A 22,112-nucleotide genomic window follows, 5' to 3' on the forward strand; every position below is an offset into this window, starting at 1 on the left:
CCCGGCGCGCAGGTCCGCGCCGGACGGCAGGCCCCGGCTTCGGCGGCAAGGGCATCTCCGGGCGAAGGCGGGCGCGGGCCGGTCGTTACCATCCGCTGTGACCGAAACGACCGAAGAACCCGCCCAGCGCCTTCGCATACTCGCCGACCTGACCCCACTGCGGACCTCGCTCGACTACCGCAGGCTCTGGTTCGGGAACACGGTCTCCTGGATCGGGCAGGGGATGACGGCGCTCGCCGTGTCCCTCCAGGTGTACGACATCACCGGATCCGCCTTCTCGGTCGGGCTGATCGGAATCTGTTCATTCCTGCCGCTGGTCGTCTTCGGTCTGTACGGCGGTGCCGTCGCGGACACCGTCGACCGTCGCAAGCTGGGGCTGGCCAGCTCGTCCGGTTCGTTCGTGCTCTCCGTCGCCCTGGTCGCCGCCACCGTCGCAGGGGTGGAGCAGGTGGGGCTGCTGTACGCGGTCGTCGCTCTTCAGGCGGTCTGCTTCGCGCTCAACTCACCGGCCCGCAGCTCGATGATCGCCCGGCTGCTGCCGGCCGAGCAGCTGCCCGCCGCCAACGCGCTCAACTCCATGACCAGCACCACCGGTGCACTGGTCGGGCCGATGCTCGGCGGGCTCATCGTCGGCTGGTGGGGGTACCGGGCCGCGTACACCGTCGACGCAGTCACCTTCACCGCCTCGCTGTACGCGATGTGGCGGCTGCCCCCGATGCTTCCCGAACGGGGGGACGGCGCGGGGAAGGGGAGCGGGGAGAAGCGGGCGTCCGTCGCCGACGGGCTGCGTTTCCTGGGGGCGCGGCCCAATCTGCGGATGACCTTCTTCAGCGACCTGTGCGCCATGGTCCTCGCCCACCCGCGGGCCCTCTTCCCGGTCGTCGCCGTGGTCTGGTACGGCGGTGACGCGAAGACCACCGGGCTGCTGGTCGCTGCTCCGGCGCTGGGGGCGCTGCTGGGCGGGGTGTTCTCCGGCTGGCTGGGACGGATCAGACGGCAGGGGCTCGCGGTGATCGTCGCCGTGACGTGCTGGGGAAGCGCCATCGCCGTTTTCGGGCTGACCCGTCAGCTCTGGCTCGGGCTGATCCTGCTGGCGCTCGCCGGGTGCTCGGACACCATCTCGATGGTCTTCCGCAACACCATGCTCCAGGCGGCGGTGCCGGACGAGATGCGGGGGCGGCTGCAGGGCGTGTTCATCGTGGTGGTGGCCGGTGGGCCGCGGCTCGGTGACTTCCTGGCGGGCTCGGTCGCCGACCTGACGTCCCCGGCGGTGGCGGTCACCGGGGGCGGGATCGCATGTGTGGTCGCGGTGTCGCTGCTCGCGCTGAGGTGGCGCGGGTTCACCCGGTACGACGCGCGCGATCCGCAGCCGTGACCGGTCGGACACCATGCCCTCCAGGTGCGGCGCTCGCAATCCACAGCGGCGCTCTCGCTTCCGTGGAGTTGCGTACGGAGCCGAGGGGAGGGAGGACAGAGCCAGCAGCCGGTCGCCGACGCACGGCGACCGGCCGACTGCGACCGGCCGACTGTGAGCCGGACGGCCGGACTGTGTCGCCGCTCAGGTGGTCGCGTCGGAGAACTCCGGCATGTCGCCCCCGGTCGTCTTGACGTCGATCACCGAGAACGCCGCACCCTGCGGGTCGCTCAGCGCGGCGAACCGGCCGAAGGGGCTGGTCATCGGCCCGAACCGGAGGATCGCCCCGCGCTCCGTCGCCTTCGCCACCGCCGCGTCGCAGTCCTCGACGGTGAAGTACACGTTGATGTACGGCGGGACCTCGGGCGGGAAGTCGTCCGTCATCTTCATCCGCCCCATGACCGGGTCGGCGCCCAAGTCGTAGATGGAGAAGTCGATCGCGTCGTCCTTCATCTGTTTCACGTTGTACGGGAAGACGGCGGGGAAGAAGGAGTCCGCCGTCGCCGGCTCCCGGGTGAACACCTCCGACCAGCAGTACGCACCGGGCGTGCCCTTGGCCTCGAACCCCTCGTGCTGCCCCGCCTGCCACACGCCGAACGTCACTCCGCTCGGATCGCGGGCCAGCAGCATCGAGCCGAAGTCGCCGACCTGCATCGGGTCCATCAGCACCTCGCCGCCGTTGTCCCGGATCTTCGCGGCGGTGGCGGCGGCGTCGGGCGACGCGAAGTACAGACACCATGCCGACTGGCCCTCCTGGCCGGGCATGGGCGGTACGACGGCGGCCACCGCCTTGCCGTTCGCATACGCCTGCGTGTAGTTGCCGAACTCCGACGACGCCACGCTGAAGGTCCAGCCCAGCACGTCACCGTAGAAGCTCTTCGCCCCCTCGAGATCGGTGAACATGGCGTCCGCCCAGCACGGTGTGCCCTCAGGTTCTGCGGCCATCACTCTGCGCTCCTGACTCGTTGATTGGTCCCGTTTTTCACGCTAACCAGCCATCCGTCACCCCGCGCGGTGGACTCGCCGTCGGACACCGCGATCGCCTGCCGCGCCGTAAGCACCGAGGGACCGCTTCATGATCTTGCCCATGTCGTTGCGGGGCAGCGCCTCCAGGTAACGGACCGTGCGCGGTCTCTTGTGCGGGGCGAGCTGGGCCGCCACGTGGTCCGCCAGCTCGGCCGCCGTGGGCAGGGCGCCCGGATCGGACGGCACCACCCAGGCCACGATCCGCTCGCCCAGATCCGGGTCCGGCTCCCCGGTGACGGCCGCCTCGCGGACGCCTGGGTGGTCCAGCAGCGCGTTCTCGATCTCGCCCGCGCCGATCTTGTAGCCCCCGCTCTTGATCAGGTCGGTCGCCTTGCGGCCGACGATCCGTACATAGCTGTCCGTGTCGAGGGTCGCCATGTCGCCCGTACGGAACCAGCCGTCCTCGGTGAACGCGGCCGCCGTCGCGTCGGGGCGGTTCAGATAGCCGGTGAAGACGTTCGGGCCGCGTACCTGGATCTCGCCCACGGCGCCCTCGGCCGTCGGGTCGGCGAGCGGGGTGCCGTCCTCCTCGACCAGCCGGAGTTCGACGCCGAGCAGGGGTGCGCCGACCGTCCCGGGCCGCGGTTCGCCGTCCGCGCGGACACCGGTGTTCATCAGGGTCTCCGTCATGCCGTACCGCTCGACGACCCGGCGCCCGGTCGCCGCCGCGATCCGCTCGTGGTCATGGACGGGCAGCGCAGCCGACCCCGAGACCAGCAGCCGCGCCCCTGCGAGCGCCTTCGCCAGCCCGGCGACGTCCGGCCCCGAACCGTCGCCGAGAGTCTCGGCCAGCCGGTGGTACATCGTCGGTACGCCGAACAGCATCGTGCCGCCGGACCCCAGCTCCCGGGCCACGCCCTCGGCGGAGAACCGCCCCAGATGACGCACCGAACCGCCCCGGCGCAGCGGACCCAGGACGCCGAGGATCAGCCCGTGCACATGGAACAGCGGCAGGGCGTGGACGAGGACGTCGTCGCCGGTCCACTGCCAGGCGTCCTCAAGCGCGTCCAGGGAGGCGGCGATCGCCCGGCGCGGCAGGATCGCGCCCTTGGGCGGGCCCGTGGTGCCGGAGGTGTAGACGATCAGGGCGGGGGACTCGGGGGAGGGCTCGGGGAAGCCGGCGCCGCTCGCCACCGTTGCCGACGTGTCGACATCCGTACGGTCCAGCGCGCCCAGCGCGGGCGGGAGCACGTCGCCCGCTCCGGCCAGCACCGCCGACGGGGCGCTGTCAGCGACGATATGGGCCAGTTCCCGCTCGCCCGTCCTCGGGTTGAGGGGCACGGCGGGCACCCCGGCCCGCAGCGCCGCCACCACCGCGACCACGGTCTCCGGGGTCGGTGTGGCCCAGACGGCGACCCGCCCGGCGCCCGCGAGCCGCGCGGCGAGGGCGTCCGAGGCCGCGGCCAACTGTGCGTACGTCAGGGTGTGTTCGCCGAACCGGACGGCTTCCCGGGAGGCGGCCGGGCCGGAACCGTGCTGGAGCGCAGGCAGAAGAGGAGTCACCCTTCCGACCCTAACGGCCTCCCCCACGACAGGGAGCGGGCTCCCGACGCCCTGCGACTCCGCTTGTGGCGTTGTCGTCAGTCACCGACGCTCCGCGTCGACTCCCTCCTCCGCCTTGCAATCGAAGCCGCATGACGCCGCTCGCTGATCCACTCCCCATCGTGGGGGAGGCCGTAACGGCCTCCCCCCGACAGGGAGCGGGCTCCCGACGCCCTGCGACTCCGCTTGTGGCGTTGTCGTCAGTCACCGACGCTCCGCGTCGACTCCCTCCTCCGCCTTGCCATCGAAGCCGCATGACGCCGCTCGCTGATCCACTCCCCATCGTGGGGGAGGCCGTAACGGCCTCCCCCCGACAGGGCGCGGGCTCCCGACGCCCTGTGCGAGGAGGCCCCTCCGCGTCGCGATGCACCGCGTCCGACGCCGCGCGCCGATCCGCCGGGGACGACGGGACTCCATGTGGGGGCACGGGAACCCGGCCCCAGGTCTCCGCAGTCGCAATCCGGCACAAGCTGCGACAATCGCGGTATGGACCGTCTGGACAGGGAAATCCTCAGCGCCCTCCAGGAGGACGCGCGGATCTCGTATCGCGATCTGGGAGTACGGGTCGGCCTCAGCGCCAACGCCGCGGCCGACCGGGTGCGCAGGCTGCGCCGGGACGGCGTCATCCGCGGCTTCACCGTGATCATCGACCCGGCCGCCGACACCCGGACGGGCCTGGTGGTCTTCATCGATGTGACGCTGCGTATCGACACGAGCAACGAGGTGTTCGAACGCGCGGTGCTCGCGCTGCCCGGCATCACCGAAGTGGTGCATGTGACGGGCGGGCACGACTATCTCGTACGCGCCACGGTCGCCGACACCGCCGCCCTGGACGGACTTCTGCGCAGGCTCAAGCGTGAGGCGGGCGTCGCCCACTCCAGCACCCGGGTCGCGCTCAGAGCGGCGCCTGCCAGGTGACGGTCGTCGATCGCGAGCCGTCCTCGGTGCGCCCGTCGTCGGCGACCAACAGCCGGACCGCGGACCGTCCGTCCGGAAGCCGCGCCGTCGCATCCACCTCCACCTCTATGGCCGACACCCCGGCCCGCCGGTGCGCCGCCGCCAGGGCGCCCCGCAGCGCCGCGAGGAGCTGCTGGTCCACCGGCTGCCGCACCAGGGCGTCCACCGCCCCGGAGAATTGCACCGACGGCTGGAATCCGAGCACGGCGGCCGCGCCCCCGGTCTCCCGCAGCACCTGGCCGCGGAACGTGGAGGGTGCCTCGGTGGGCGGCTGCTGGAGGGCGAAGATCGCGGTCCGCACTTCCTGAATGGTGGAGTCCAGCTCGTCGACGGCCCGGCTGAGCAGCTCGTCCGTCTCCGGCGCGGCGGCCCGGCGGCGGGTCGATTCGAGCATCATTTCCGTCGCGAAGAGCCGCTGGACGACGAGATCGTGCAGATCGCGGGCGATCCGGTCACGGTCCTCGTACACCGCGAGCTGTTCCCTGTTCTGCTGGGCGTCCGCCAGCACCAGGGCGAGCGCCGCCTGCGAGGCGAACTGGCAGGCCAGCAGCCGGTCCACCGCCGTGTACGGCGCGCCGCCGCGCCGCCGGGGCAGAGCGAGGGTGCCGATGAGGCGCCCGCCGCTCTGCAGCGGCAGCATCATGCTGGGGCCGAACCGGGTCCGTACATGCGTCGTCATCCGCGGATCGGTCGCCGAGTCGTCGATGAAGACCGGCTCACCGCCCAGCAGCTGCACCAGTACGGGAGAGCCGGGCTCGATGGTGGTGCCGACGATGCCGGCCGGGTCGTCGAGCGTGGACGCGGTGACGATCTCCATGCCGCCGTCCGCGGTCGGCTGGAGTATCACCCCGGCCGAGGCGTCGGCGAGGATCCTGGCCCGCTCGGCGACGGTCATCAGCGCGTCGGCCGCGTTCGTGCCGCTCAGCAGGGCCGTGGTGACGGCTGCCGCGCCCTCGATCCAGCGCTCCCGCTGCCGGGCCGTCTCGTACAGCCGGGCGTTGCCGATCGCGATCCCGGCCTGTGAGGCGAGGATCTGGATCAGCGCCATGTCCGTATCGGTGAAATGCCCGGTGATCTTCTCCGTGAGATAGAGATTGCCGAACACCTCGTCGTGCACCCGGATCGGAGCCCCGAGGAAGGAACACATCGGCGGATGGCCGGGCGGCACACCGGAGGAGCGCGCATCGGCGGTCAGGTCGTCGGAGCGCAACGGCTGCGGATGGTCGATGAGCACGCCGAGCAGCCCCGAGTGCCCGTCCGGGAAGCTGCCGATGCGCTCCCGCTCGGCGTCGGTCAGACCGGAGGTGAACAGCTCGGTGTTGGCACCGGCCTCGGGATCGAGGACGCCGAGCGCTCCGTACCGCGCACCGGTGAGCGCGGTGGCGGTGTCCACGATCTGGGTGAGCGTGGCCCGCAGTTCGAGATCGGTGCCGACGCAGAGCACCGCCTCCAGCAGCATCGGCAGCCCGGGAGGCTCGCCGCTGGAGCGGTCCGCCGCCGGCTTGTCCGCCGCGCCCTGGTCGTCGTGCGTCATACGGCGCCCCCGCGGCCGTCAGGCGGCCAGCGGGTTGAGGACCAACGGCTGGATCTCGCCGTCCAGCATGGCGCCGAGCCCCAGGACGGAGCAGACGTCGGGGCGCTCGGCGATCTGCACCGGCATGCCCGTCGCATCACGCAGCATCTGGTCGAGACCCGGCAGCAGCGCGCTGCCGCCGACCATCATGATCCCGCGGTCCGCGAGATCGGCCACCAGATCGGGCGGGCAGTCGCGCAGCACCTTGCCGACGCCGTCGTGGACCGCGGTCAGTGGGGTCTCGATGGCCTGCCGCACGGCGGCGGTGTCGACGTGCACCGAGCGGGCCAGACCGGTCGCCACGTCACGGCCGTGGATCTCGGTCGTCGCGGGACCGTACGGGGTCAGACCGTTGCTGCTGAGCGCCAGCTGCAACGGACGTACCGACTGACTCGGCAGCATCAACTCGTGGTGCTGGCGCAGATGCTGGATCACCGCGTGGTCGATGGCATCGCCGCCGATCGGGATCCGGGCGGCCGTGACGATCGAACCGAGCGAAAGCACCGCGATCTGCGTGGTCGCCGCCCCGCACACCATGATCATGCTCCCGATCGGCTGCTCGACCGGGAGCCCGCAGCCGACGGCCGCCGCGATCAGCGTGTCAACCAGCTCGACCCGCCGGGCGCCGAGCCCGACCAGGGTCTCGACGGCGGCCCGCTGGGCGAGCGGATCGCTGTCGTGCGGGGTGCAGGCGGCCGCCCGCAGCCGCGCCTTGCGGCGCAGCTGGCGGCGGAGCTTCTCACCGAGCAGGTGGCGGAGCATGCGCTGGGCCATTTCGATGTCGATGACGGTTCCGCCGGAGACCGGGCGCGCCACCCGGATGTAGTCGGGGGTGCGGCCCGTCATCTGCTCGGCGAGCGCACCGACGGCGATGAGCGAGCCGGTACGGGTGTTCACTGCGGCGACGCTCGGCTCGTCGACGACGAGCCCGAGCCCCTTGACGTACACCCGGGTGCGGGCGGCCCCGAGGTCGACGGCGACATGGCAACGGCGCAACTGCTCAAGACTGACGGTCACGGCAGGTTCTCCCGAGAGCGCTGATGGGGGTGCCGGCGGCAGCCGGCCCTCTCTGCATCGTGCGCCGTCCGGACGAATCGCGCGCGTTGGGATGAGCCGGAGGGAGTATGAAGCTGACGGGTCGACAGATGCGGGCGGCGCGCCGGAGTCAGCCGGGCAGCAGTCGCTGGAACAGCCCCCAGGTGAATTCGGCTACGTGCGGCGCACCCGTCACGGGGTCGGTGATCGCCAGCGCCCAGCGGGTCGGCGCGCTGCCCTCCATCGGGCGGGCCGGGGCGAAGGCACACGCCACCTCGTCGACGGTGCACGACCAGGGGCGCAGATCCTCGACGGTGCGCAGCTCAGGGCCGGCCGCCCCCGGGGCTCTGACCAACCATTCGTTCCATACGGCCGCGCCGGGCGCGACCATCACCTCGAACCGCAGATCCGGCCAGAGCGGCACCGGCCAGAGCAGGGCATCGCACTCCAGGTCGCCGATCCGGCGGCGTACGGAGGACTCGGGTTCGCCCAGCACCGAGCGGTAGCGGCGCAGCGAACCGCGGCCGCGGGGCGCGCGGACCATCGCCTGCCAGCGGCGGTTCGCCTCCCGCATCTCGGAGAGCGAGGCGTTCAGTTCTTGCCGGGCTTCCTCGACGAGGCCCGGCTGGTGGTCGGACATCCGGCGGAGCAGGACGAGCTGGAATTCGAGCGGACCGAAGGGGGCGGTGGTCATGCAATCAACGCTTCCACACAGAATCCTCACCTGAACGGCTTTCTCTGTTGTCCTGTCGGCACTTAATCTGCGGGCGCCATGGATTACTGCCACCCGTGTCGGCGGCATCTCAACGGCGCCCTCGTTTGCGCCGGTGCGCAACCCCCGTCGCGGCGCTGAGCCACTGCGCCATGCACTGGCCGACGCTCCTCATGGGGCAGACATCTCCGGTCGCGGCACTAGGACTCCGCGTCCACGCCCAGCATCCGCCGCAGCAGATCCCGCAGCACCGCGCGGTCCGTGTCCGACAGCTTCGCCAGGGGTTCCCGGGCGAAGCTGAGCGACTCGCGCAGCTGCCGCGCGGTGTCGGTGCCCTTCTCCGTCGGGGCGGCCAGTTTCACCCGCCGGTCGGCCGGGTCGGGCCGGCGCTCGACCAGGCCGCGGGTCTCCAGCCGGTCGACGATCCCCGTCACGTTCGACGGCTCGCACTTCAGCTTCTGGGCGATCCTGCGCATCGGCATCGGCTCCAGGGAGAGCAGTCCCAGGACCCTGGCCTGCGCGCCGGTCAGTGAGTGCGCGGCCGCTGCCTGGTCGTACTCCTCGTAGTAGCGCGCCACGACAGTGCCGATCAGCTCGACGACTTCGAGGGTCAGAGGGTCTGTTCGCGTGGTGGCCATGACACTCAGGATACCCGGTTGCTTGACAACATGAAATATTCAGGAGCATGGTTGTTTCATGTCATGAAGCTTTTCTCCACCGCGGGAACGCTTCCCCCACCCGTAAGACATTGAGGAGACCCCGAGCCCATGTCTGCAGCACTTCCCACATCCAGCCGTGAATGGCACCTTGTCGCCCGCCCCCACGGCTGGCCGAAGGCCGAGGATTTCGCGCTGCGTGAGGCCCCGGTCACCGCTCCCGGCGAGGGTCGCGTCCTCGTCCGCAACCTGCACTTCTCCGTCGACCCGTACATGCGCGGCCGGATGAACGACGTGAAGTCGTACACCCCGCCCTTCAAGCTGGACCACCCCATGGAGGGTGGCGCGGTCGGCGAGGTCATCGCCTCCAACGCCGAGGGGATCGCGGTCGGCGACCACGTCCTGCACGGCCTGGGCTGGCGCGAGTACGCCGACGTCCCCGCCGGACACGCCGTGAAGGTCGACCCGGACCTGGCCCCGCTCTCCGCCTACCTCGGCGTGCTCGGCATGACCGGGCTCACCGCCTACGCCGGCCTCTTCGAGGTCGCCTCCTTCAAGGCGGGCGACGCCGTCTTCGTCTCCGGCGCCGCTGGTGCGGTCGGCAGCCAGGTCGGCCAGATGGCCAAGCTCAAGGGCGCCTCGCGGGTCATCGGCTCGGCCGGATCCGACGACAAGGTCAAGCTCCTCGTCGAGGAGTACGGCTTCGACACGGCGTTCAACTACAAGAACGGCCCGGTCGCCGAGCAGCTGCGCAAGGCCGCCCCCGACGGCATCGACGTCTACTTCGACAACGTCGGCGGCGAGCACCTCGAAGCCGCGATCTCCTCGCTCAACGTGCACGGTCGCGCCACCATCTGCGGAATGATCGCCCAGTACAACGCGACCGAGCCGACCCCCGGCCCGCGCAACCTCGCGCTCGTCATCGGCAAGCGGCTGCGCCTGCAGGGCATGCTCGTCGGCGATCACACCGCGCTTCAGCCGCAGTTCGTCCAGGAGGTCGCCGGCTGGCTGGCCTCGGGCGAGCTGAAGTACAGCGAGACCTTCGTCGAGGGCATCGAGAACGGCTTCGACGCCTTCCTCGGTCTGATGCGCGGCGAGAACACCGGAAAGATGATCGTCTCCCTCGACTGAAAGCCACTCACAGGCACCCGTTAGTCTCATCACAGGCCGTCGCGATCGTGGGCGCGAGTCGCGGCGCTACAGCAGAGGAACCCTCAGCATGACCATCCAGGACATAACCGTCGCGTACACCGCTGTCGCCACTGCGGAGAACGGCCGTGACGGCCGCGTCTTCTCCGACGACGGTCTGCTCGACGTCGTCGTCAACCCGCCGAAGGCGCTGGGCGGCAGCGGCGCGGGCACCAACCCGGAGCAGCTCTTCGCGGCCGGCTACAGCGCCTGCTTCCAGGGCGCTCTCGGCGTCGTTGCCCGTCAGGAGAAGGCCGACATCTCCGGCTCCACCGTGACCGCCGCCGTCTCCATCGGCAAGACCGCCGAGGGCGGCTTCGGCCTGGAGGTCGCGATCTCCGCGACCATCCCGAACGTCGACACCGCCACCGCGCAGTCGCTCATCGAGAAGGCCCACCAGGTGTGCCCGTACTCGAACGCCACGCGCGGCAACATCAAGGTCGAGCTGTCGGTCGTCTGATCGCCCGTACGGCTCGTACGTGACCGAGGGCCGCACCCCCGCCAGGGTGCGGCCCTCGGTTCTGTTCGCCCCGACTCCCCGGTCACCGGCGTCCGCCGCCGCCAGTACGCTGACGCCATGCGTGATCTAGGGGCGGGTTTCAGCTATTTGATCAAGGGGCAGCGCTGGGTGGCCCGGCACGGACGATGGTTCGGCTTCGGCCTGATACCCGGCCTCATCACACTCGTCGTGTACGCGGGAGCGCTCATCGGTCTCGGCTACGGCGCCGACGACCTCGTCGCCTGGGCGACCCCGTTCGCCGACGACTGGTCCAGCCCCTGGCTCGGTCTTCTCCGCACCACGCTCACCGTGCTGGTCTTCGCCCTCGGCCTCTTCCTCGCCGTGATCACTTTTACCGCCGTGACCCTGCTGGTCGGCCAGCCGTTCTACGAGTCGCTCTCCGAGGAGGTCGACCGCACGGAGGGCGGCGAGGTCCCCGAGTCGGGGCTGCCGCTCTGGCGCGAGCTGTGGATCTCCGCCCGTGACAGCATCCGCATCCTGGTACGCGTCACGCTCTACGCCGTCCTGCTCTTCGCCCTCGGGTTCGTCCCGGTCGTCGGCCAGACCGTGGTCCCCGTCATCGGATTCTGCGTCACCGGCTACTTCCTCGCGGAGGAACTCACCGCCGTCGCGCTCCAGCGCCGCGGCATGGTCCTGGCCGACCGGCTCGTCCTGCTGCGCGGCCGCCGCATGCTGATCCTCGGCTTCGGTGTACCGCTGGGGCTCGCCTTCCTGGTCCCGTTCGTCGCCGTGTTCCTGATGCCGGGCGCCGTCGCCGGGGCCACCCTGCTCGCCCGGGACCTGGTGGTGCCGCCCGCCGACGACGAGGACGGGCACGAGGACGCGTCCCCGTCCCCGTACAGCGTCAACACGGACTGACGAGACCTGAGCCCATGACCGAGATCATCGCCGTCGCCGTCATCACCGTCCTCGCCGTCATCAGCCCGGGCGCCGACTTCGCGATGGTCGTGCGCAACAGCTATCTCTACGGCCGGACGACCGGGCTCCTCGCCGCCGCCGGTGTCGCCGCGGGTGTCCTGGTCCATGTCACGTACACCATGCTCGGCGTCGGGCTGCTGATCGCGTCCTCGACGGCCCTGTTCACCGCGATCAAGCTGGCCGGTGCGGCGTATCTCGTCTACGTCGGGGTACGGACCTTCTTCGCCCGCAACGACCTCGCCGTCGACCTGGGGTCGAAGCCGGGACTGAGCCGTCTCGGGGCCTTGCGCACCGGCTTCCTCACCAATGCGCTCAACCCCAAGACCACCCTCTTCGTCGTGTCGACGTTCACCCAGGTCGTCGGACCCGACACCGGCCTGTGGCGGCAGGCCGGCTACGGGCTCTTCATGTCCCTCGCCCATCTCGGCTGGTTCGGACTGGTCGCGCTGTTCTTCTCGCACGCCCACCTGCGCACCGCGATGCTGCGGTGGCAGAAGGTCCTCAACCGGGGCATCGGATCGGTGCTCGTCGGACTGGGTGTCACGCTGGGCCTCGCCCGCTGAGTCCGTGACGGACGTCAGCTCGTGTGCACTTCCAGCGCCGTGCGGACCGCCGACTCCAACGCCCCTTCGATCCAGGCGGGCTTGACCGAGGTGTGACAGCCCGCGAAGTGCAGCAGACCCTCGACCGAGCGCACATCGGCGAACAGTTCGGTGTGCTGGCCGGGCAGCAGCACCGACGCCTCGCCGTACGCGTACGGGTCGCGCATCCACGACTGGGTGGCGCCGACCCCCGTGTAGAAGACCTCGATGCGCTGCCCGTGCACGTCCTGCTCGCCGCCCAGGGCGTGCGGGTAGCGCTCGTCGTCGTCCAGGGAGTCCCACTTCAGGGCGTCGTCGGCCCAGCTGTACGAGGCGAGGAGGACACCTCCCCCGCTTCCATGGACCGGGTGGGACGGCTGGAACATGAAGCGGTTGGCGTTGTCGGTGACGGATCCGCCGCCGATGACATGCGCCGCCTCGGGCTGGTCGCGGGCGGTCGCGCGGTACGCCGCATAGTGCACGCGCTGGTTGGGCGGAAGATGTCCGCGCGGTACGGAGGGGTGCGCGCCGAGCAGCGAACCGTCGGCCGGCGCCTTGCCGAGCCGGTAGGCGTCGTACAGACCGGGCCGGATCCTGTCCAGCTCGGCCTTCCAGTCCTTCTCCTCGAACTCCCATCAGCGGCGGCTGAATTCGAGCAGCACTTTGGTGGCCGCGTCGTAGTGGATCTCGGTGATCGCGCGCCGTTTGCCGTACGAGAGCGCGGGCGCGACCGGGATGTGGCGCAGCCCGGAGAACGGCACGGTGACGATCGCCCGGTCGCCGGTGAACGTCTCCCGCACGACCTTGTCGGTACGGCCCTCGGACACCATCTCAAGGGAGTCGGGCGTGGCCGCGTTCGCCGAGGTCACGGCGGTCGTGGCGAGGGCGGCGGCGCCGGCGGCACCCGCGATCATGGTGCGCCGCGAGGGCAGGGCGGAGGTCGCTTCGGCTGGCTCGGTAGTCATGCGGACACCCTGGGGGCGCGGAAGGGAGCGCGTTGCCCGGACACGCGTAGACCGCGCGGAATCACTCGCAGGTGCCGCTTATCGATCTTGTCCTATCGGTGTTGCCGCAGGTCATCTTACTCGTGAGTGGAGTCGTCGCGCTCGTCGGGGGCGTCCGGGAGCCCGGGCTGCAACAGCCGCAGGAAGTCCCGGAACACGGCCTGCATGTCCACCGATCCGGGGGGCGAGCAGCCACTGGTACCGGAGCCCGTCCAACACCGCCACGAGCAGCGGCGCGGCCCGTTCCGGAGTGAGACCGCCCGGCAGCGCCCCGCACGAGGCTCTCCGCATCCGGTCAGCGAACCGAGAACCCGTACACGGTCGTCGACACGTACTCCTCGCCCGGCCGCAGCACCGTGCTCGGGAACTCCGGCCGGTTCGGCGAGTCCGGGAAGTGCTGCGTCTCCAGCGCGATCCCGTCGCAGGGCCGGTACGGCCACCCATCGAAGTGGTCGGCGGTGTACAGCTGCAGCCCGGGCTCGGTCGTGGTGACGGTCAGGACGCGCCCCGAGCCGGGGTCGAACAGCTCGGCCACCGGACCGTCCACCGCCTCGTCCAGCACGAAGTTGTGGTCGTACCTTGTACCGACCGTCCGCGCCTCACGGAAGTCGAACCGGGTGCCGTCCACCGGCAGCAGCTCGCCCGTGGGAATCGACTCGCCGTCCACCGGGGTGATCCGCCCGGCAGCGATCCGCAGGGTGTGCCCGGCCGCACTGCCGCTGTCCGTGCCGGCCAGATTCCAGTACGTGTGATGGGTCAGGTTCACCACGGTCGGTGCGTCCGTCGTCGCCCGGTACGCGATGCGCAGCGCCCCGTCCTCGTCCAGGGTGTACGCCGCCGAGACCGCCAGCCGCCCCGGGAAGCCCTCCTCGCCGTCCTCCGAGACCAGCGACAGCTCCACACCGCCCGGGACCTCCCGCGCCTCCCACACGTGCTTGTCGAAGCCGCGGGCCCCGCCGTGCACATGGTTGCGCCCCTCGTTCCGGGTCACGTGGTGGGTCCGCCCGTCGAGCACGAAGGAAGCGCCCGCGATCCGGTTCGCGTACCGTCCGACCAGAACCCCGAAGTAGGGGCCCGAGAACGTCTCGTACGCCGCGAGGTCCGGCAGCCCGAGCGCCACCCCGGCCCGCACGCCGTCCCGTCCGGGCACCTCCACCGACTGCACGACGCAGCCGTACGTCAGGACGCGTACCCGCGTATCGGCCCGTTCCAGCGTCCAGCGGTGGACGGCGGTGCCGTCCGCGAGGGTGCCGAAGAGTTCCGTACGCATCGTCGTGCCGCTCGAACCGGTGTCCATGATCACGGACCTTAGACCACGTGCCGGTGGCTACGCCGGGGGCTTCCGAGCCGTGATATTGCGGTACGCGATCTCGGCGAGCCGGGCCTGGCCGCTCAGCCCCGGATGGAACCAGTCCCACTGGCTGAGCTGCCGGCCGGTGAACCGGTAGTCGAAGACCGCACCGCCGTCGTACCGGCAGCGCAGATCCTTCGCGCACACGTTCCGCAGCACCTCGTTGTACGCCACGACGCGCTCCTGCACCGAGGCGCGGCGCGCCTCGGCCCCGGCGCTCATGTCATCCGCATGGCCCAGCATCGACTTGCAGATGCCCAGCTTCCAGATCTGCTTGCCCAGGGGGTTGTCACGCCCCGTCGACCAGAGGCGTTTGAGATCCGGCACGCTCGACACGTACACCTGCGCCTTCGGCGCCTTGCTGCGGAGCCGACGCATCGACGCCTCGAACGAGGCCCGGAAGTCCGCCACCGGCGTCATCAGTCCCGCCGAGTCCCGGCAGGCGTCGTTGGCGCCGATCATCACGGTCACCAGGTCCGGCTTCCGCTCCGCCGCGAGAGCCATCTGCGCCGGCAACTGGGCGATCCGGGCCCCGGTCTCGGCGTGGTTCCAGCTGTGCGAGGCCGCGCCCGAGGAGCCGAGCAGCCGCACGGCGAGGCTCCGGACCTCGCTGTCCGTGCCGGTCGCCCAGGAGACCTCGGGGCAGTCGGCCAGCACGGAACAGGCGTCGAAACCACGGGTGATGGAGTCCCCGACCGCGGCGACCGACCCCGGACTGGGGTTCCAGACGGGGGAGGGCGCGGCAGACGGGTGGTGCCGCCCGGCGGCGGACCCCTTGGTCGTCCCGTCCGACCCGGTGTCACAGCCGGCCAGTGCGGCCATGGCGATCACCGGGAGCGCCGTCAGAACGGCGGCAGTGGTGCGCGAGCGCTGGCTCGCGGAACGATTCTGCATCCCTCATGCCCTCCCGTTTATGCCCCCGGCAACCCCCCATGGCCCCGGGCGACACGCCCGCGCGCCCTGCCGGGTGAAAGCTGTGCGAATCATCGGCCCAGGACCGACGGTACGTCATACCTCGGGCGCCGCCGCACGGTAGCTTTTCCCCGTCGAACCAGTGCCGCGTTCCGCCACCCGACTCCACTTGGGTGGCTTCGTATCATCACATCACGTCACATACCGTCCCTTTTCCGGAGATTGACTCCCGATGCTGTTTACTGACGACAGCCTCGGGGACCGACCGAGAAATGGCGGTACGGGCGCGAGGCCGCTGGGGAAGGCGAACCTCGTCCCACACTGGAGGTCCCGGTGACGACACGTGGAGTCCTGTACGTTCACTCCGCACCGCGCGCGCTCTGCCCACATGTCGAATGGGCGGTGGCGGGTGTCCTCGGTGTGCGGGTTCAGCTCGACTGGGTCAGACAGCCGGCCTCGCCCGGCACCTGGCGGTCCGAGTTCTCCTGGAAGGGCGCCGCGGGTACCGCGTCGAAGCTTGCCTCCGCGCTGCGGGGGTGGGATCTGCTGCGCTTCGAGGTGACGGCGGAGCCGTGTGCGACGGCCGAGGGCGAGCGGTACAGCTCCACGCCGGAGCTGGGCATCTTCCACGCGGTCACCGGCATGCACGGCGACATCCTGGTCCCGGAGGACCGGTTGCGGGCCGCGCTGGCGCGGTCGGTGCGGGGGGAGACGGAGCTGGAGGCGGAGATCGCCAAACTTCTCGGCAAGCCGTGGGACGACGAGTTGGAGTCGTTCCGGCATGCGGGGGAGGGGGCCCCGGTGCGGTGGCTCCACCAGGTGGTGTGAGGGGCGCCTGCGGCGGGCCCGTTCCCCCGCCCGCCCCTTCCCGGAACCGGGGCTCCACCCCGGGCGCCGCGTCTCGAACGCCGGCGAGGCCGGAATCCGGCGCGACAAGAATCAGCCCCTCCGGGGATTGAGGAGCGGGGCCCGGGGGCAGAGCCCCCCGAAACGTCCCGCACAGCGGACGAGGCCCGCCTCTCCACTCGGGGGAGGCGGGCCTCGGTGTACCGGGCGCGGGCCGTGGATCAGACGCTGCGGAACGCCAGCACCACGTTGTGTCCCCCGAACCCGAACGAGTTGTTGATCGCGGCGATCGGGCCCTCGGGCAACGGACGGGGCTCATCGCGCACGATGTCCGCCTCCACCGCCTCGTCGAGGTTCTCCACGTTGATCGTCGGCGGCGCCATCCGGTGGTGCAGCGCCAGGACCGTCGCGACGGTCTCGATGCCGCCCGCGCCACCGAGCAGGTGACCGGTCATCGACTTCGTCGCGGAGATCGCGACATGGTCGAGGTCGTCGCCCAGGACCTTGCGCAGAGCCTTCAGCTCCGCGACGTCGCCCTGCGGCGTCGACGTGGCGTGCGCGTTGAGGTGCACGACCTCCGACGGCTTGAGATCCGTCTGGTCCAGCAGGTTCTGCATCGCGGCAGCGATCCCGCGCCCGGTCGGCTCGGGCTGGGCGATGTGGTGGGCGTCCGCGGACAGTCCCTGTCCCAGCACCTCGCAATAGACCTTGGCGCCCCGCGCGGCAGCGTGCTCCGCGGACTCCAGGACCACGACGCCCGCGCCCTCGCCGAGCACGAAGCCGTCACGGCCCGTGTCGTACGGACGAGACGCCTTCTCGGGCTCGTCGTTGTTCTTGGACATCGCCATCATGTTGGCGAACGCCGCGATCGGCAGCGGGTGGATGGCCGCCTCGGTGCCACCGGCGAGCACGACATCGGCGCGGCCGGTGCGGATCATCTCGACGGCGTACCCGATGGCCTCGGCGCCCGACGCACAGGCGGAGACCGGGGTGTGGACACCGGCCTGTGCGTTGACCTCGAGGCCGACGTTGGCCGCCGGGCCGTTCGGCATGAGCATGGGCACGGTGTGCGGGGAGACGCGGCGTACGCCCTTCTCCTTCAGCACGTCGTACTGGTCGAGGAGCGTGATCACACCACCGATACCGGAGGCGATGACCGAGCCGAGCCGGTCGGGCTGGATCTTCTCGTCCTCACCGGCCTTGCCGGTGAAGCCGGCGTCCGCCCACGCCTCGCGGGCCGCGATCAGCGCGAACTGCGCCGAGCGGTCCAGCTTGCGGGCGAGGGGGCGGGGCAGTACGTCGCCCGGGTCGACGGCCGCGAGGGCGGCGATCCGGACGGGCAGTTCGGCGAAACGCTCGCCCTCGAGAGGCTTGACGCCGGAACGACCGGCCATCAGACCTTCCCAGGTCGACGCCGAGTCGCCACCCAGCGGAGTGGTTGCGCCGATACCGGTGACGACCACGGTGCGATTGGTCGAGTTCACTGGAAAATCTTCTCCACGTGTAGAGGGTCGTGAATCAGCGGCGCCACCGCCGGGTGGCGACACACGAGCCGGCTGGATCAGGCCTGGTGCTTCAGGATGTAGTCGGCAGCGTCGCCGACCGTCTTGAGGTTCTTGACGTCCTCGTCCGGGATCTTGACGTCGAAGCGCTCTTCGGCGGCGACGACGACCTCGACCATGGACAGCGAGTCGACGTCCAGGTCGTCGGTGAAGGACTTGTCCAGCTGGACGTCCTCGACCGGGATACCGGCGATCTCGTTGACGATCTCGGCGAGACCGCTGACGATCTCTTCCTGGGTGGCGGCCATGTTGGCGCTCCTTCGATGTGTTTCTGCAGGGTACGGACGTCCGGACCGGAAGGTCCGGTGTGCCTAGGGGAGAGTAACGACCGTCGCGGCGTAGACGAGACCCGCCCCGAAGCCGATGACGAGCGCGGTGTCGCCGCTCTTCGCCTGACCGGTCGCCAGAAGCCGCTCCATAGCGAGCGGAATCGAGGCGGCGGAGGTGTTGCCGGTGGTCTCCACATCACGGGCGACCGTGACGTGCTCCGGCAGCTTCAGGGTCTTCACCATCGAGTCGATGATCCGCATGTTGGCCTGGTGCGGGATGAAGACGTCCAGGTCTTCCGGGGTGATCCCGGCCGCGTCCAGCGCCTGCTGGGCGACCTTCGCCATCTCGAAGACGGCCCAGCGGAAGACCGCCTGACCCTCCTGCGTGATGGCCGGGAACTTCTCCGGACGCTCGGCGTGGAACTCGTCCCACGCCACGGTCTGCTTGATCGTCTCGGACTTGTCGCCCTCGGAGCCCCAGACCGTCGGGCCTATGGCGGGCACCTTGGAGGGGCCGACGACGACCGCGCCGGCACCGTCGCCGAACAGGAACGCCGTCGCACGGTCCGTCAGGTCGGTGAGGTCGCTGAGCCGCTCCACGCCGATGACGAGTACGTAGTCTGCCGAACCCTCGACGATCATGCCCTTGGCGAGGGTCAGTCCGTAGCCGAAGCCCGCGCAGCCGGCCGAGATGTCGAAGGCGGCGGGCTTGCCCGCACCGACCTTGTGGGCGATCTCGGTCGCGATGGCCGGGGTCTGCTTGAAGTGCGAGACGGTGGAGACGATCACGGCGCCGATCTCCTCGGGCGTGATCCCGGCATCGGCGATGGCCTTCCCGGACGCCTCCACGGACATCGCGGCCACGGTCTCCTCCTCGGAGGCCCAGTGGCGGCTGGCGATGCCGGAGCGCGAGCGGATCCACTCGTCCGACGAGTCGATCGTTTCGAGGATCACCTCGTTGGGCACGACGCGGGTCGGGCGGTAGCCGCCGACACCCATGATCCGTGCGTACGGGGCGCCCTGACTGGGCTTGATCTTCGACATGCTCTCGGGCTCCTTAGGCGCCCGCGTGCTCAGCGAGGAGCGCGCGGGCCGCGTCGAGGTCGTCGGGGGTCTTGAGCGCGAGGGTCCGCACCCCGGGCAGTGCCCGCTTGGCGAGACCGGTCAGGGTCCCACCCGGGCAGGCCTCGATGAGCGTCGTGACGCCCAGCTCCTTGAACGTCTCCATGCACAGGTCCCAGCGGACCGGGTTGGCGACCTGGCCGACCAGCCGCGAGATGACCTCGGCGCCGGTGGCGACCGGCTTCCCGTCCGCGTTCGAGACATACGTCACAGTCGGCTCGGAGACCGTCAGAGCCGCAGCCGCCTCGCGGAGCCGGTCGACCGCGGGAGCCATGTGGTGCGTGTGGAAGGCACCGGCGACCTTGAGGGGCACCACGCGGCGCACACCCTCGGGCATGTCCTTGGTCAGCGCGGCGATCTGCGCGGCGGTGCCGGCAGCGACGATCTGGCCGCCCCCGTTGACGTTCGCCGGGGTCAGCCCGAGCATCTCCAGGTGCGGGACCGTCACGTCGGGGTCGCCGCCGAGCAGCGCCGCCATGCCGGTCTCCGTGACCGCTGCGGCGTCCGCCATGGCGAGCCCGCGGGTGCGTACGAGACGGAGCGCGGCCTCCTCGTCGAGGACACCGGCGAGCGCCGCCGCGGTGATCTCACCAACGCTGTGACCTGCGACGACATCAGGCGACAAGGCCAGTGCGGCGGCGGACAGCAGGCCCGCGGCGACCAGCAGCGGCTGAGCCACCGCGGTGTCGCGGATCTCGTCCGCGTCGGCCTTCGTGCCGTAGTGGGCAAGGTCGAGCCCGATGGCGTCGGACCAGGCCGCGACGCGGTCGGAGGCACCGGGAAGGTCGAGCCAGGGAGTCAGGAAGCCGGGCGTCTGAGCGCCTTGGCCGGGAGCGACGAGTACGAGCACCCTCACACTCTCTCTTGTGAACGGTCCTGAACACCCGTGGGGACAGGGACGAAGAACCGTAGGGGGAATTGTTGATGTCCGACAAAAGTCTAGGGCTGGGTATCCCTGTCGGCCAGACGCCCCAGAATCAGGGCGATTCGCAGCGTGAACGCCGAGCGGACATCGGAGGGTGACCACCCGGTGACGTCTGTCACACGTCGAAGCCGGTAGCGCACGGTGTTGGGGTGCACGAACAGCATCCGGGCCGCGCCCTCCAGACTGCTCGCCTGCTCCAGGTACACGCTCAGAGTCTCCAACAGCGCCGAGCCCGCTTCCTCCAGCGGTCTGTAGATCTCCTCCACCAACTGGTCGCGCGCGGCGGGGTCGCCCGCAATGGCGCGCTCCGGCAGCAGGTCGTCCGCCAGAACCGGCCGCGGTGCGTCCTGCCAGGCACCGCACGCCTTGAGCCCGGCGGCGGCGGCCTGGGCGGACCGGGTGGCCGCCAGCAGGTCGGGCACCACGGGCCCGGCGACGACCGGGCCGGCCGCGTACGGGCCGATCAGCGCCTTCGCGACGTGCAGCGGGTTGTCGCTGCCGCCCGCGATGACGACCAGACGGCTGCCGAGCACTCCGGTGAGGACCTGGAGTTTGGCGTGGCGGGCGGCGCGCCGGATCGCCTCGACGGTCAGTTCGCTGTCGCCGTCGGGGGCCGTACCGAGGATCACGCACACATGCTCGGGGGAGTTCCAGCCGAGCGCGGCGGCCCGGGAGACGGCGCCCTCGTCGGCCTCCCCGGACAGCACCGCGTTCACCACGAGCGATTCCAGCCGGGCGTCCCAGGCGCCGCGCGCCTCGGCCGCCTGCGCGTACACCTGGGCGGTCGCGAAGGCGATCTCCCGTGCGTAGACGAGCAGCGCCTCGCGCAGCAGCGACTCGTCGCCGGGCGCGGCGACCTCCTCGATCGCGGCCTCCATGACCTCGATCGTCGTGCGCACCATCTCGACGGTCTGGCGCAGGGTGATCGCCCGGGTCAGCTCGCGCGGAGCCGTACCGAACACATCGGTGGAGATGGCCTGCGGCGTCTCCGGGTGCCGGAACCACTCGGTGAAGGCGGCGATTCCGGCCTGGGCCACCAGGCCGATCCATGACCGGTTCTCCGGTGGCATCGCCCGGTACCAGGGCAGCGACTCGTCCATGCGGGCGATCGCGTTGGCGGCCAGCCGGCCGGAGGACTGCTCCAGCCGCTTCAGGGTCGCGGCATGCAGGTGGGCGTCATTCGCAGCAGGCTGCTCAGGATCGGATCGGGGCACGGAGACAAGACTGCCTTATCGGGCCGCGGGTACGGTGGGCCGGGGCCACCGCGGGTCGTACTGCCGAGTAGTGGACGGCCGGTCGCCGGCCGGGACGCAGGGGCGCCGGGCCGGGCTACGGTGGACCCGTGATTTCCGTACAGCGCGCGGACGACCGGTACACGGGCGGGGACGAGGCCGTCGGCATCCTGTCCCGGCACGCTTTCTCCTTCGGTTCCTTCTACGACCCGGACAACCTGCGCTTCGGCGCGATCCTGGCCTGCAACGAGGAACGGCTCGCGCCCGGCGCGGGCTTCGACGAACACCCGCACAGCCACACGGAGATCGTCACCTGGGTCGTCGAGGGCGAGCTGACCCACCGCGATTCGGCCGGCCATGCGACCGTCGTGCGGGCCGGGGACCTCCAGCACCTCAGCGCGGCGGCCGGCGTACGCCACGTCGAACGCAACGACGGAGACGTTCCGCTGACGTTCCTTCAGATGTGGCTGGCGCCGCTCGAACCGGGCGGCGAACCCTCGTACGCGATCGTCCCCGGCATCGCCGACTCCACCCCGTACGCCCTCCCGGAAGCCGGTGCGATGCTGCACGTGCGCAGACTCGCCGAGGGGGAGCGCACAGCGGTGCCGGACACGGCGCGGGCGTACGTCCACGTGGTGGCCGGGGGCGTGCGGATCGGCGACGAGGAGCTGGCGCCGGGCGACTCGGTGCGGATCACCGGCGAGGAGGGGCTGGAGCTGGTGGCGGCGGGGGCGGCCGAGGTGCTGATCTGGGAGCTGTCGGCCTGA

At 70.8% G+C, this 22,112-nt stretch carries 21 protein-coding genes and 2 pseudogenes; 8 read left to right on the forward strand and 15 right to left on the reverse strand.

Annotated features, from left to right (window positions below):
• Positions 1-97 precede the first annotated feature (97 nt).
• Positions 98-1,375 (forward strand): MFS transporter, encoded by a 1,278-nt coding sequence (locus ACGFSA_RS04045; protein WP_393299297.1) that lies wholly within the window; start codon positions 98-100, stop codon positions 1,373-1,375.
• 183 nt (positions 1,376-1,558) lie between these two features.
• Here the strand turns inward: ACGFSA_RS04045 and ACGFSA_RS04050 are convergent, their stop codons facing one another.
• Both ACGFSA_RS04050 and ACGFSA_RS04055 read right to left on the reverse strand, forming a co-directional pair.
• Positions 1,559-2,359 carry a VOC family protein gene (locus tag ACGFSA_RS04050; RefSeq protein WP_393299300.1) on the reverse strand — a complete coding sequence of 267 codons (801 nt, stop codon included), beginning with the start codon at positions 2,357-2,359 and terminating at the stop codon, positions 1,559-1,561.
• 57 nt (positions 2,360-2,416) lie between these two features.
• Positions 2,417-3,943 carry an acyl-CoA synthetase gene (locus ACGFSA_RS04055; RefSeq protein WP_393299303.1) on the reverse strand — a complete coding sequence of 509 codons (1,527 nt, stop codon included), beginning with the start codon at positions 3,941-3,943 and terminating at the stop codon, positions 2,417-2,419.
• A gap of 525 nt (positions 3,944-4,468) precedes the next feature.
• On the opposite strand from ACGFSA_RS04055, the gene ACGFSA_RS04060 reads away from it, so the two are divergent.
• Complete coding sequence (locus tag ACGFSA_RS04060; RefSeq protein WP_393299306.1) at positions 4,469-4,900, forward strand: Lrp/AsnC family transcriptional regulator; 432 nt, start codon at positions 4,469-4,471, stop codon at positions 4,898-4,900.
• Here the strand turns inward: ACGFSA_RS04060 and ACGFSA_RS04065 are convergent.
• The 4 genes from ACGFSA_RS04065 to ACGFSA_RS04080 form a co-directional block, all read right to left on the reverse strand.
• Positions 4,878-6,398 (reverse strand): GAF domain-containing protein, encoded by a 1,521-nt coding sequence (locus ACGFSA_RS04065; protein WP_393299480.1) that lies wholly within the window; start codon positions 6,396-6,398, stop codon positions 4,878-4,880. The two genes, ACGFSA_RS04060 and ACGFSA_RS04065, sit on opposite strands and share 23 nt — an antisense overlap.
• Before the next feature lie 93 nt (positions 6,399-6,491).
• The gene (locus tag ACGFSA_RS04070; protein WP_393299309.1) at positions 6,492-7,529 is read right to left on the reverse strand and encodes a rod shape-determining protein; all 1,038 of its coding nucleotides are present in this window, start codon (positions 7,527-7,529) and stop codon (positions 6,492-6,494) included.
• Between the two features lie 148 nt (positions 7,530-7,677).
• Positions 7,678-8,241 carry a hypothetical protein gene (locus tag ACGFSA_RS04075; protein WP_393299312.1) on the reverse strand — a complete coding sequence of 188 codons (564 nt, stop codon included), beginning with the start codon at positions 8,239-8,241 and terminating at the stop codon, positions 7,678-7,680.
• Positions 8,242-8,459: 218 nt separating this feature from the next.
• A complete protein-coding gene (locus ACGFSA_RS04080; protein ID WP_393299315.1) occupies positions 8,460-8,897 on the reverse strand; it encodes a MarR family winged helix-turn-helix transcriptional regulator in 438 nt (145 codons plus the stop codon).
• A gap of 129 nt (positions 8,898-9,026) precedes the next feature.
• Between ACGFSA_RS04080 and ACGFSA_RS04085 the strand changes: the two genes are divergently transcribed.
• The 4 genes from ACGFSA_RS04085 to ACGFSA_RS04100 all read left to right on the forward strand — a co-directional run bounded on the left by ACGFSA_RS04085 (position 9,027) and on the right by ACGFSA_RS04100 (position 12,104).
• Positions 9,027-10,046 (forward strand): NADP-dependent oxidoreductase, encoded by a 1,020-nt coding sequence (locus ACGFSA_RS04085; protein WP_393299318.1) that lies wholly within the window; start codon positions 9,027-9,029, stop codon positions 10,044-10,046.
• 88 nt (positions 10,047-10,134) lie between these two features.
• Positions 10,135-10,563 carry an organic hydroperoxide resistance protein gene (locus ACGFSA_RS04090; protein WP_393299321.1) on the forward strand — a complete coding sequence of 143 codons (429 nt, stop codon included), beginning with the start codon at positions 10,135-10,137 and terminating at the stop codon, positions 10,561-10,563.
• Between the two features lie 117 nt (positions 10,564-10,680).
• Positions 10,681-11,481 (forward strand): EI24 domain-containing protein, encoded by an 801-nt coding sequence (locus tag ACGFSA_RS04095; protein WP_393299324.1) that lies wholly within the window; start codon positions 10,681-10,683, stop codon positions 11,479-11,481.
• 14 nt (positions 11,482-11,495) lie between these two features.
• Complete coding sequence (locus ACGFSA_RS04100) at positions 11,496-12,104, forward strand: LysE family translocator (protein ID WP_393299327.1); 609 nt, start codon at positions 11,496-11,498, stop codon at positions 12,102-12,104.
• A 14-nt stretch (positions 12,105-12,118) separates the two neighbouring features.
• Here the strand turns inward: ACGFSA_RS04100 and ACGFSA_RS04105 are convergent.
• The 4 genes and pseudogenes from ACGFSA_RS04105 to ACGFSA_RS04120 all read right to left on the reverse strand — a co-directional run.
• Positions 12,119-12,958: pseudogene (locus tag ACGFSA_RS04105) on the reverse strand (flavin monoamine oxidase family protein); the annotation flags it as partial.
• A 245-nt stretch (positions 12,959-13,203) separates the two neighbouring features.
• Positions 13,204-13,399, reverse strand: a pseudogene (locus tag ACGFSA_RS04110) (hypothetical protein); the annotation flags it as partial.
• A gap of 22 nt (positions 13,400-13,421) precedes the next feature.
• Complete coding sequence (locus ACGFSA_RS04115; RefSeq protein ID WP_393299330.1) at positions 13,422-14,423, reverse strand: aldose epimerase family protein; 1,002 nt, start codon at positions 14,421-14,423, stop codon at positions 13,422-13,424.
• A 30-nt stretch (positions 14,424-14,453) separates the two neighbouring features.
• The gene (locus ACGFSA_RS04120) at positions 14,454-15,371 is read right to left on the reverse strand and encodes an SGNH/GDSL hydrolase family protein (protein ID WP_393299333.1); all 918 of its coding nucleotides are present in this window, start codon (positions 15,369-15,371) and stop codon (positions 14,454-14,456) included.
• 351 nt (positions 15,372-15,722) lie between these two features.
• On the opposite strand from ACGFSA_RS04120, the gene ACGFSA_RS04125 reads away from it, so the two are divergent.
• The gene (locus tag ACGFSA_RS04125; RefSeq protein WP_266985999.1) at positions 15,723-16,217 is read left to right on the forward strand and encodes a DUF3145 domain-containing protein; all 495 of its coding nucleotides are present in this window, start codon (positions 15,723-15,725) and stop codon (positions 16,215-16,217) included.
• 239 nt (positions 16,218-16,456) lie between these two features.
• Here ACGFSA_RS04125 and fabF read toward each other — a convergent pair whose 3' ends face one another.
• The 5 genes from fabF to ACGFSA_RS04150 form a co-directional block, all read right to left on the reverse strand.
• On the reverse strand, positions 16,457-17,719 hold the full coding sequence (fabF, locus tag ACGFSA_RS04130) for a beta-ketoacyl-ACP synthase II (RefSeq protein WP_393299338.1): 1,263 nt from the start codon (positions 17,717-17,719) through the stop codon (positions 16,457-16,459).
• A 77-nt stretch (positions 17,720-17,796) separates the two neighbouring features.
• Positions 17,797-18,045, reverse strand: coding sequence for an acyl carrier protein (locus tag ACGFSA_RS04135; RefSeq protein WP_266986003.1), 249 nt, complete (start codon positions 18,043-18,045; stop codon positions 17,797-17,799).
• A 63-nt stretch (positions 18,046-18,108) separates the two neighbouring features.
• The gene (locus ACGFSA_RS04140) at positions 18,109-19,110 is read right to left on the reverse strand and encodes a ketoacyl-ACP synthase III (RefSeq protein ID WP_393299341.1); all 1,002 of its coding nucleotides are present in this window, start codon (positions 19,108-19,110) and stop codon (positions 18,109-18,111) included.
• Positions 19,111-19,123: 13 nt separating this feature from the next.
• Positions 19,124-20,038 carry an ACP S-malonyltransferase gene (locus ACGFSA_RS04145; RefSeq protein WP_393299344.1) on the reverse strand — a complete coding sequence of 305 codons (915 nt, stop codon included), beginning with the start codon at positions 20,036-20,038 and terminating at the stop codon, positions 19,124-19,126.
• An 89-nt stretch (positions 20,039-20,127) separates the two neighbouring features.
• On the reverse strand, positions 20,128-21,327 hold the full coding sequence (locus ACGFSA_RS04150) for a PucR family transcriptional regulator (RefSeq protein ID WP_393299347.1): 1,200 nt from the start codon (positions 21,325-21,327) through the stop codon (positions 20,128-20,130).
• 128 nt (positions 21,328-21,455) lie between these two features.
• On the opposite strand from ACGFSA_RS04150, the gene ACGFSA_RS04155 reads away from it, so the two are divergent.
• The gene (locus tag ACGFSA_RS04155; RefSeq protein WP_393299350.1) at positions 21,456-22,112 is read left to right on the forward strand and encodes a pirin family protein; all 657 of its coding nucleotides are present in this window, start codon (positions 21,456-21,458) and stop codon (positions 22,110-22,112) included.

Origin of the sequence: Streptomyces sp. NPDC048496 (assembly GCF_043200055.1) — a bacterium.
Taxonomy (GTDB): Bacteria; Actinomycetota; Actinomycetes; order Streptomycetales; family Streptomycetaceae; genus Streptomyces.